Annotated in this window: 12 protein-coding genes and 1 pseudogene; 11 read left to right on the top strand and 2 right to left on the bottom strand. The window is 31.8% G+C overall.

Annotation, left to right across the window (positions count from 1 at the left end; all coding sequences use genetic code 11):
* From HRU49_RS12970 to HRU49_RS12945, 6 genes and pseudogenes are all read left to right on the top strand, one after another.
* Nucleotides 1–221, top strand: a pseudogene (locus HRU49_RS12970) (class I SAM-dependent methyltransferase); the annotation flags it as partial.
* Nucleotides 221–496: a DUF202 domain-containing protein gene (locus tag HRU49_RS12965; protein ID WP_296357839.1), complete on the top strand. Its 276-nt coding sequence runs from the start codon at nt 221–223 to the stop codon at nt 494–496. The pseudogene HRU49_RS12970 and the gene HRU49_RS12965, both read left to right, overlap by 1 nt.
* Nucleotides 497–620: 124 nt before the next feature.
* Complete coding sequence (locus HRU49_RS12960) at nt 621–1,283, top strand: hypothetical protein (RefSeq protein ID WP_296357837.1); 663 nt, start codon at nt 621–623, stop codon at nt 1,281–1,283.
* Nucleotides 1,270–2,334 (top strand): sensor histidine kinase, encoded by a 1,065-nt coding sequence (locus HRU49_RS12955; RefSeq protein WP_296357835.1) that lies wholly within the window; start codon nt 1,270–1,272, stop codon nt 2,332–2,334. The genes HRU49_RS12960 and HRU49_RS12955 overlap by 14 nt, the downstream gene beginning before the upstream one ends.
* Nucleotides 2,324–3,016 carry a response regulator transcription factor gene (locus HRU49_RS12950; RefSeq protein ID WP_296357833.1) on the top strand — a complete coding sequence of 231 codons (693 nt, stop codon included), beginning with the start codon at nt 2,324–2,326 and terminating at the stop codon, nt 3,014–3,016. The genes HRU49_RS12955 and HRU49_RS12950 overlap by 11 nt, the downstream gene beginning before the upstream one ends.
* A 1-nt stretch (nt 3,017) precedes the next feature.
* Nucleotides 3,018–3,497, top strand: a complete 480-nt coding sequence (locus HRU49_RS12945) for a hypothetical protein (protein WP_296357831.1) — start codon at nt 3,018–3,020, stop codon at nt 3,495–3,497.
* A gap of 633 nt (nt 3,498–4,130) precedes the next feature.
* Here the strand turns inward: HRU49_RS12945 and HRU49_RS12940 are convergent.
* Nucleotides 4,131–5,294, bottom strand: a complete 1,164-nt coding sequence (locus HRU49_RS12940; protein ID WP_296357829.1) for a THUMP domain-containing protein — start codon at nt 5,292–5,294, stop codon at nt 4,131–4,133.
* Nucleotides 5,295–5,349: 55 nt separating this feature from the next.
* Between HRU49_RS12940 and HRU49_RS12935 the strand changes: the two genes are divergently transcribed.
* From HRU49_RS12935 to HRU49_RS12920, 4 genes are all read left to right on the top strand, one after another.
* Nucleotides 5,350–6,081 (top strand): methyltransferase domain-containing protein, encoded by a 732-nt coding sequence (locus HRU49_RS12935; RefSeq protein ID WP_296357827.1) that lies wholly within the window; start codon nt 5,350–5,352, stop codon nt 6,079–6,081.
* Nucleotides 6,082–6,085: 4 nt separating this feature from the next.
* Nucleotides 6,086–6,760 carry a ZIP family metal transporter gene (locus HRU49_RS12930; protein ID WP_296357826.1) on the top strand — a complete coding sequence of 225 codons (675 nt, stop codon included), beginning with the start codon at nt 6,086–6,088 and terminating at the stop codon, nt 6,758–6,760.
* The gene (locus HRU49_RS12925; RefSeq protein ID WP_296357823.1) at nt 6,761–7,189 is read left to right on the top strand and encodes a DUF4268 domain-containing protein; all 429 of its coding nucleotides are present in this window, start codon (nt 6,761–6,763) and stop codon (nt 7,187–7,189) included.
* A gap of 176 nt (nt 7,190–7,365) precedes the next feature.
* Nucleotides 7,366–7,617: a hypothetical protein gene (locus tag HRU49_RS12920; protein ID WP_296357821.1), complete on the top strand. Its 252-nt coding sequence runs from the start codon at nt 7,366–7,368 to the stop codon at nt 7,615–7,617.
* A gap of 3 nt (nt 7,618–7,620) precedes the next feature.
* Here HRU49_RS12920 and HRU49_RS12915 read toward each other — a convergent pair whose 3' ends face one another.
* Entirely contained in the window at nt 7,621–8,406 is a 786-nt protein-coding gene (locus HRU49_RS12915) for an NUDIX hydrolase (RefSeq protein WP_296357820.1), read from the bottom strand.
* A 966-nt stretch (nt 8,407–9,372) separates the two neighbouring features.
* On the opposite strand from HRU49_RS12915, the gene HRU49_RS12910 reads away from it, so the two are divergent.
* Nucleotides 9,373–9,503, top strand: a 131-nt coding sequence (locus HRU49_RS12910; protein WP_296357840.1) for a cupin domain-containing protein, incomplete at its 3' end; no start/stop codon positions are given.

Genomic DNA, 9,503 nt, shown 5'->3' with positions numbered 1-9,503 from the left:
ATACCATCAGTCCAACTATAACAGCTAAAATCATAAAAAAAACTCCTGCTACAGCCTATGATGCTACTCATAGCTATAGTGATCAATATATCTTAGAAGTGGATGTTTTTAGAAAAATTGCTGAAAAAGCAGGTTTAAAACCAGATGACAATCATTTTGCAAGATTCCCAAATAGCGATTTGGCTACTGTAAGTATCAATCTTTTAAAAGGAGCAACCTAATGAGTAATAAATCTGACGAACAAAATGCACTTATTACAAGAGATTGGTTAGCCATAGAACGTACAAAACTGGCAAATGAACGCACCTTTTTAGCCTATTTCAGAACCTTTTTAGTCATTTTAGGCACAGGTGTTACCATTCTTAAACTAGAATTCTTCTCCGATCTTAAGTCTTATGGCATCATACTCATAATTGTGTCTGCTGTAATATTAATAATTGGCATTGTTAGATTATTCAGAGTCAAAAAGAAAATTAGAAAACACTATAAAATTTAGTAAGACATCGATACTTTATTCATACCTCAAAGTGTTTGGCATGAGTTGACCTTTGTTTGTCGAAATTTGTTGATAGAATAAGTCAATCTTTAGAGTTTAGCTTAAACTTTTAAAACAAACTATTATGAAAAATTGGCGAATATTTATTTTTATTGGAATAGCAGTATTACTCAACTCATGTATTATCAAATCTATTCAACCATTTTACACCGCAGAAAGTTTAAGTTATAATGCAGAATTACTTGGCAATTGGACTGATAACAAAAAAGGGCAATGGAAAGTGGAATCACTAAAATCAAAATTTGAAGAAGACAGAAAAGAAGGAGTGGCAATATCAGAATACCAAATAAAGACCTTTAATAAATATAAAGATGGGTATTACATAGAATACATTAAAGACAGAAAGTCTGCAGGATTTATTGCAATGCCATTTAAAATAGATACTCAGTATTTCTTGGATTTTATCCCTTTAGAATATGAAGCTGAAGACCTTAATAGAATAGCAGCACAACATCTTGTTAATGCGCATTCAGTGGCTAAATTAGACATAGACAAGGGAACAAATATCTCATTCAATTGGCTTGACGAGGACAATGTCAAGGATTTAATTAATGCTGAGAAGTTAAGAATTAAACATGAAACTATAGGAATTCAAGAAGACATTCTACTTACAGCATCATCAAGTGAATTGTATGCGTTTTTAAAAAAATACCAAAAGGCAGACATTGAAAATAAATGGAAAAATTCTGAAAGTTTACAACTAACAAAGAGCAATGCAAAGCCTTAATTTAAATTCAATCTTAAAAAAAACCAATTACCATAGACCACTATTATTTAACAGTGTGCTATGGTTATTGGCATTTATAATCTTAGCATTTATCTTTTCAAAAGGTAAATCTATTTTTACCGCAGACTTAATATTTACAGGAGGGTTCATCATATTTCTAGCTATTCCAGCCTGCATTAATTTCTATGTACTCATACCGCGTTTGTTAAAGCGAGAGAAGTATCTCCTTTACGCAATAAGTTTTGCAATTAATTTAGCTGTATTCTCTTTACTTTGTGATATCGCATTAGAACCTATTTTAGATCAGCTGTTTCCAGGGTTCTTTTTTATTAGCTATTTATCAGGATGGAATATTTTTTTAGTATTTGCAATTTTCTTAATCGCTTCAACACTGATAAAGCTTGCTGAGGATTGGATTTATTTTAATACTAATGAAAATAGAATTCTTAAACAACGAAATCAACAAATAGCAACGCAACTATCCGCTCTAAGAGCTCAAATTAACCCACACTTCTTATTTAACGCTTTAAATGTAATTTATGCGCTAGCATTGGAAAAGAAGGAAGGAATATCTGATGCTGTATTACAGCTTTCTGACATATTGCGCTATGTTATTTACGATACTGATACGCAACGCATAGCTTTAAAAGACGAAATAAAACTTATTAAAAATTATATCGCCTTCCAGAATCATCGTATTAATAGTCCAACGCCAGTAAATCTTAAATTAGATATTGAGAACGAAAATTTTGATATATATCCAATGCTGCTTTTACCACTTATTGAAAACAGCTATAAACATGGAATTATATCTGGTAAAGAGGCAGATCCTATTCAGATAGCATTATTTCAAAAAAACAGTAATTTTAAGTTTGTGATTAGTAATGCCAATTTACAAACTGATAATAAAATAAAGGACAAGTATTTTGGTGTAGGTTTAGAGAATATTAAAACAAATTTAGATTTAGTTTATCCGAGCACACATGAATTAAACATTACTGAATCAATGCATCAATTTAAAGTTGAATTACTTATTAAAAATGAGCACTAAAAAAAAAATATCATGTCTGATTATTGATGATGAATATTCATCTCAAAACGTATTGCAGCATTTTATAAAAGACACTGATGTTTTAGATCTACGTGCGACATGCCATAATACTGCCGAGGCATTTAAATACTTACAGTTAAAAGAATCTGTTGATTTGTTGTTTCTAGATATTAATATGCCACAACAATCAGGATTAGATTTTTACAAGACATTAAAGCATCCGCCTCTGGTAATTTTTACAACAGCCTATCCACAATATGCCGTAGAAGGATTTGAAGTTAATGCTGTAGATTATCTTTTAAAACCTTTCTCTTTCGAACGATTTCTTACGGCCATAAATAGGGTTTTAGAGTTATTGAAAACAGATTCAAAAGACAATGAATTTATAATTCTTAAAGAAAATAAGGCGCTGCACAAAGTTATATTTAATGATATCTTATTTGTTGAAGCTTTTGGCGATTATGTCAAAGTACATACATCAACAAAGACAATAGTAACGCACAGTACGTTTTCAAATATGTTGTCTATATTACCAGCAAACTTCCTTAGAACTCACAAATCATTTAGCGTTAATCTCAATAAAATGAACCATCTTTCCGGAAATCAAATAACCATAGAAAATCAGACGATTCCAATTGGTCAGACCTATAAACAATCTGTTCTAAAAACTTTAAATTTGTGATATGAAGATAGCCTCGATTGTCACGATAAAAAAAGAATTACAACACTTACCAAAGGAAGATTTACTAGGGCTTTGTTTAAGATTAGGTAAGTTTAAAAAAGAAAATAAAGCTTTACTCACCTATCTATTATTCGAAGCCCATGATGAAGACGGCTACGTTTCTAGTGTTAAATCTACATTGGACGAATTATTTGAGGGAATGAATACTGATAGTTACTTCTACATGAAGAAAACAATACGAAAAATCCTAAGACAAATTCGCACCTATAGTCGATATTCTTCAAAAAAATCAACCGAAATTGAACTTCTACTCTATTTCTGTGAGCGTTTAAACGAATTACATCCTTCTATTCATAGAAATAGAACGCTGAACAATTTGTACGAAAGACAAATCATATCTATAAAAAAGAAAATTACTGGACTTCATGAAGATTTGCAATACGACTACAGTATGCAACTTAATGACCTCAAGTCCTTTTAGATCTAAAAATAATTATCCGCCAACTGACATTCGTCATAGAATTTGGTGTTCTAAATACTGAATTTTAGATATCGGTAAAAATGAAAACTAAGAGATATCTAATTCCATCACCAGTTTTGTTATTCCTTTTATTAGTTAACTCTACTGTATGAAGTGGTGTAATCTATGATTACAATGTAAATGTAGAATATGATCAGCACGAAAGGTATGTGTCTTCTTTTGAAGATTTAACAAAAATCCTAATAATAAAACAAGGAATCTTAAGGGAAATGACGCATAATTTGAGATACAAGAAAAAAACACACCGCGCCAACGTTCTATATCTTCAACTACAAGCTGATTTCAAAATTCTTATTAAAAAAGGAATTGTGAAATTAAAAACTATGAACATTACGATTAGCGGAAATTCTATAAAAACTATAAACTTCCTTAAGAAACCTATAAGCAAGAATTACCAACTGTTTATGCTGCTCATTTTAGCACTAATGTCTTGCTATACCACGTCTAAACTCTTTGCACTCCCAATAAACCGAAAAAGAAATTAGAACCTTATGTAAAAGAATTAGTTAAAGAATTAATTGCCACAAATCCAAAAAATGAAGTCAGATAAAATACAGATAATTCTAAGAATCTCTAAGGGTTTTGTTTCTTAGCTTTACGACTACCTTCGTACATTTCAAACTTAACAAGGCGAGATTCTAACTTAGCATTAAACACCTTTATCTTACGTGATGGACGCAGTCCAATATACTTTAAAGCATCAAGGTTTGAGGTAATTAGCCAAGCATTCGTATTTGGATAACCATGTTTTAAGGTCGTTCCAATATTACCATAAAATTCTTCAATATTTAGATTTTCGAGACGCTCTCCATACGGAGGATTAAAAACCATATGAAGTTTTGCATGTCCTGCCTTTTGGGTTTTAAAGAAATCTTCATGTTGTACATGAATAAACTCATCTAAATGCGCATTTTTAATATTCTCCTTTGCTTTACGAATAGCAGAGGGTGATTTGTCATAGCCAATAATCTTATGGTGAAAATCTCTTGTCTTTTTCAACAAGGATTCCTCAATCTTTTCAAATAGATCAACATCCCAATCTTCCCAACGCTCAAATGCAAACTCCTTGCGCATTAGGTTGGGTGGTATATTACAAGCAATCATAGCAGCTTCTGCCAAAACAGTACCACTACCACACATCGGATCCATAAAATCAGATTGCCCATCCCATCCACTCATCATTATTAAACCAGCTGCTAAAACTTCACTAATTGGCGCAATGTTAGTCGCTGTCTTATACCCTCTTCTATGAAGAGACTCGCCCGAAGTATCTAATGATATTGTACAGCGTTGGCGATCTATATGAACATTAACTTTCAAATCTGGGAAACGTAAATCCACATTAGGCCTTGTACCACTTTGTTCCCGAAATCGATCAACAATGGCATCCTTACATTTTAGTGCCGTGTACTTAGAATGTGTAAAAATACTATGGTGCACTGTTGCATCTACAGCAAGAGACCCCGAGGATTTTAAATAATCTTCCCATTTAATAAGTTTTACATTCTTATATAAGTCCTCTTCCCTGACAACCCTGAATGATTTTATAGGCTTTAGAATTTTAATTGCTGTTCTTAATCCTATATTAGCTTTATACATAAAACCTTTATCACCAACGAAACTAACATTCCTAACACCTTTTTTCACTTCCATAGCACCCATTTGCGCCAACTCTTTAGCTAATATATCTTCAAAGCCAAACAAAGTTTTGGCAACCATTTTGAAATTATCATTCATACTTTACGTCTAATTGAAAGCAAAAATAAAGTATTTTTGCAGGACAGTTAGCATTATGACTAAACCAACAAAAGCATGGTACGCGTCATGGTTTGACACGACGTACTACCACATTCTTTATAAAGACCGTGATTATGCAGAAGCACAAAGCTTCATGGATAATCTTACGAACTATTTAAATCTACCAAAAAACGGAAAAATACTAGATTTGGCTTGTGGCAAAGGCAGGCACTCGGTTTATCTCAACAAATTGGGGTACAACGTTACCGGAGTAGACTTATCTGAACACAGCATTAATTACGCTAAGCAATTTGAAAATGATTCTTTAAGATTTGATGTCCATAATATGACTAAACCTTATCCAGAAACGTTTGATGCAGTTTTTAATCTATTTACAAGTTTTGGATACTTTGAAAATGACGATTACAATCTCAGAACTATTGAGGCCATTAAGACTGAATTAAATGCCTATGGTTTTGGCGTTATCGATTTTATGAATGTAAATTATGTTATCAATAATTTAGTCGCTGAGGACACAAAAACTGTTGAAGGCATAACATTTCGTCAGAAACGTAGTGTCAAGAATGGTTATATAGTTAAAGATATCGCATTCGATATTGATGAGGAACACTATTGTTTTGAGGAACGTGTTAAAGCCATATCTCTGGATGATTTTAATCTTTTATTTAGAAAGGCTGGTGTTTATTTGTTAGATGTATTTGGTGATTATAAACTTAATAAGTTCCATCCAGAAACTTCAGAACGACTTATAATGATATTTAAATAGGCAGATGAATAAGTATTTATTTCCTATATATGCCATTCTAATTGGTGTTGGTATTGCTTTCTTAACTAGAAAGCAAAAGTCCATATACACCAAACTGCTGCTCTCGTTCAGCGGGGCATTTTTACTAGCATTAACTTTGTTTGACCTTTTACCTGAAGTATATGAGCATTTAGATGCGAAGCAAACAGGATTCTTTATTATGTGTGGTATATTACTCCAAATTATATTAGAATTCTTTTCCAAAGGTGCTGAGCATGGTCATGTGCATATTGGTAAAGACAACTCAAATTTTCCGTGGTTGCTTTTTATTAGTCTATGTATTCATAGCTTTTTAGAAGGATTCCCCATCCACCAACATAATGATATAGTGTATGGTGTTTTTATTCATAAAATCCCTATTGCGGCATTATTAACTTCGTATTTATTTAGGTCAAAATACATGAAAAAACAGGCTGTCGCATTTGTTTTTATTTTCACCATAATGACTCCTCTTGGAACATTGGTTTCAAATTCAGTTAACCTGGATCAGAACTTCTTGGTGAGTATAAATGCCTTAGTCATTGGAATCTTTTTACACATATCAACAACAATTTTATTTGAGGCAAGTGAAGGCCATAGATTTAATCTCTCTAAGTTAGTAGCGATTTGCTTAGGAGTTCTCATTGCCTATTTTATCTAAATGTTTAGTAAAGAAGAAAGTCGATTACTACGTCAAGAATTCTGGACAAGTTTTGGAAAGTCATTTCCAAGAAAATGGCTCTTATATAATACCAAAATAAAAGGACTGTCCTTTAAATTTTATTTTGACACAAAATCAGCCTTGATTGCCCTTGATTTAGAAGATGACCTCGAAAACCGCATTAATTGTTGGGAAAAGCTTGTAGCTTTGAAGAGTATTCTTCGTAACGACTATTTATCTGGTGCTCTTTATGAAGAAACCTATTTTCTAGAAAATGGAAAGGAGATTTCACGCATTTACCTGCCACTTGAGAGTAAAGTATCTATTCATAATAAAAATACTTGGCAAGAAGTTATGGAATTCTTCAACCTCAATATGATTTTATTTGAAGCCTTTTTCGAGGAATATCGTGATATTATAAAATCTTAAGTTTTACTTATAGAATACCTTTAAATTTCATTATTAACTTACAATGCAGGAATTCACATTTAATCATATAGCTATATCCGTAAAAGACGTTGCTAAATCTGTCAATTTTTTACGAAATAGTATTCAATCTTAAGGAAATTGAAAATACAGCCTCAGTATCCAATACACGTTGGTTAATGCTTACTAAAACCGCACAAATTCATATCATTCCAAGACCTGATTTTGAAATTAAAATTAACAAAGCAGTGCACTTTGCACTAGCAACACAATATTTAAATTCGTTTATAAATCACTTAGATGATCTAAATATCCAGTATTCGGACTGGAAGGATACTCCAAATAAGGATTATATGAGAAATGATGGCATTAACCAAATTTATTTTCAAGATCCAGATGGTTACTGGATAGAAGTAAATAACGACTGTTAAATTTTAGAAACCTATTCCTTCTGCAACCAATTTGTCGTAAACTTCGTGATCAATAGAATAGAGATAAGGTGCTTTGTTTTGAGCACCTGTCATAAGTTTCTCATGACGAATTAAAAATCCAAGTTTCATGATTTTACGTTGAAAGTTACCACGGTCTAAATATTTACCCAAAATGGCTTCATAAAGGGTTTGAAAATCCGACATAGTAAATTTCTCTGGCATTAAAGTCTTTCCGATGGGCAAAAAATTAAGTCGCTTTCTTAATGCGCGTATAGCTTTATTAACTATTTCATTGTGATCTAATACTAACTCGGGAATCTCCGAAAGAGAAATCCAATTACACAGTTGCCCGTGGATATCAGGCTTTACTCTTACCTCTGCAGCATTTAAGAGGACAAAATAGGCGGTAGAAATATAGCGTTGAATCATTAATTCTTCAAATGGCTTTTGATCTCTTTCTGGCAACTTAGCAAGTAATGTCTGTAAGCATTCCCAGTCTTTCTTTTTATGTTTCCAATGCCTGTCTAATGAACTAAATGTATAAAATTGATTTAAATACACATTATCTATACCAGTACGTGAACTAACAATATTTGTTGCAGTCTCGTCCATTTCAGCACCTTCATAAAGAAAGCCGCCTGGAAGTGTCCATGACTGTGTATCCTTATATTTAATCAGCAAGACATGAAGTTTCTTCTCTAAATAGCCAAATACCACACAATCTATTGATATTGAAGGTACAATCCCAGGTATATGCAGATTTGATATTAACTCTTTTTGCTTAGCCATTAAAGAAATTTTTAATTCTTTAGAGATTTATTTTGTCAAATTAACAAAATAAATTAATATTGTAATGTGTCTTAAGGACTAATTAATTTGAAATATAAAAAATAAAGAATAACCCCCCGCTAACTTAAAGAGAACATGAAGGCTTTTGTTATAACATAAAATCGCCTAGTGTAACTCAATTTTTACATCGTTGCAAAATTAGAATGTCTGGTTTTGCAACTTTTTTTTATATCAGTTTAAAATCAATTAAACGTTGAATATTTTAGTTGTTAGCTATAAAGTGAATACGCAAAAATCTTTTAATCCAGAAGAAGAGCTTAAGTCTTGTTTTTATTGATTGTTGTAAATTAAAACCTTGTTTTTCCATTTAAAAAGAATTCTATAATTTTCATTTTGTTTTAAAAGGCTTGTGATTAAAATAATTAACTTAAGCTACGATTTTCGCCAAGGGCCCCTATTTAGTAAAGACCTACCGCTGGTAGAACCGTGTATATACAATTCGCATGAAGAATGGAGGGTATTAAAAATCCCAAAACTAAAACTCCAGCAAATCAAAATTAGAGCTAGGAGAATATACAGGAACCTTTAGTAAGGTCATTAATTATATAGAAATAGAGCATCTTCTAATGTCTATTGATAAAATGCCATTATTAAACTTCTATTCAAAAGGTATTTGTCGTGATTTTTCTTATAAATCTTTAAAGAAACTCATCGTCATTGATGATATATTAGCGCGTTGCCAAAAACACAATCTGGACATATAAAGGGGAAATCGTTATGTTTTATAAAATCATTGTGAAAAACACCGCAATACTTTAAATTAGAGCCATAGTCTTAGACTTACAACTAATGTAGTAAAATGGCTCAATGAATAAAACAAGGGTGAAACAATGTCACCAGTTAACACTGTTGCTGTTTTTGAATAATCTAATAAAGTAAAATCTTAAAGGTATTTATAAAAGTAAAATGAATTCCGTTAATGATATAATAGAAAAACTAGGATTAGAACTTCATCCCGAAGGTGGCTATTTTAAAGAAACATATAGAAGTGAAGGCATAATAAGCAAGCAGGAACTTGGAGTTGCCTATAAAGCACA

Source organism: Winogradskyella sp. (assembly GCF_013213975.1).
Taxonomy (GTDB): domain Bacteria; phylum Bacteroidota; class Bacteroidia; order Flavobacteriales; family Flavobacteriaceae; genus Winogradskyella.
The sequence above is the reverse complement of the archived record's forward strand: the minus strand, read 5'-3'. Positions and strand labels throughout refer to the sequence as shown.

Bases quoted from the DNA above. Each gene is read 5' to 3' on its own strand.
- HRU49_RS12920 (WP_296357821.1), top strand. From the start codon at position 7,366: ATGCTTACTAAAACCGCACAAATTCATATCATTCCAAGACCTGATTTT.
- HRU49_RS12965 (WP_296357839.1), top strand. From the start codon at position 221: ATGAGTAATAAATCTGACGAACAAAATGCACTTATTACAAGAGATTGG.
- HRU49_RS12960 (WP_296357837.1), top strand. From the start codon at position 621: ATGAAAAATTGGCGAATATTTATTTTTATTGGAATAGCAGTATTACTC.
- HRU49_RS12945 (WP_296357831.1), top strand. From the start codon at position 3,018: ATGAAGATAGCCTCGATTGTCACGATAAAAAAAGAATTACAACACTTA.
- HRU49_RS12955 (WP_296357835.1), top strand. From the start codon at position 1,270: ATGCAAAGCCTTAATTTAAATTCAATCTTAAAAAAAACCAATTACCAT.
- HRU49_RS12950 (WP_296357833.1), top strand. From the start codon at position 2,324: ATGAGCACTAAAAAAAAAATATCATGTCTGATTATTGATGATGAATAT.
- HRU49_RS12915 (WP_296357820.1), bottom strand. From the start codon at position 8,406: ATGGCTAAGCAAAAAGAGTTAATATCAAATCTGCATATACCTGGGATT.
- HRU49_RS12925 (WP_296357823.1), top strand. From the start codon at position 6,761: ATGTTTAGTAAAGAAGAAAGTCGATTACTACGTCAAGAATTCTGGACA.
- HRU49_RS12940 (WP_296357829.1), bottom strand. From the start codon at position 5,294: ATGAATGATAATTTCAAAATGGTTGCCAAAACTTTGTTTGGCTTTGAA.
- HRU49_RS12930 (WP_296357826.1), top strand. From the start codon at position 6,086: ATGAATAAGTATTTATTTCCTATATATGCCATTCTAATTGGTGTTGGT.
- HRU49_RS12935 (WP_296357827.1), top strand. From the start codon at position 5,350: ATGACTAAACCAACAAAAGCATGGTACGCGTCATGGTTTGACACGACG.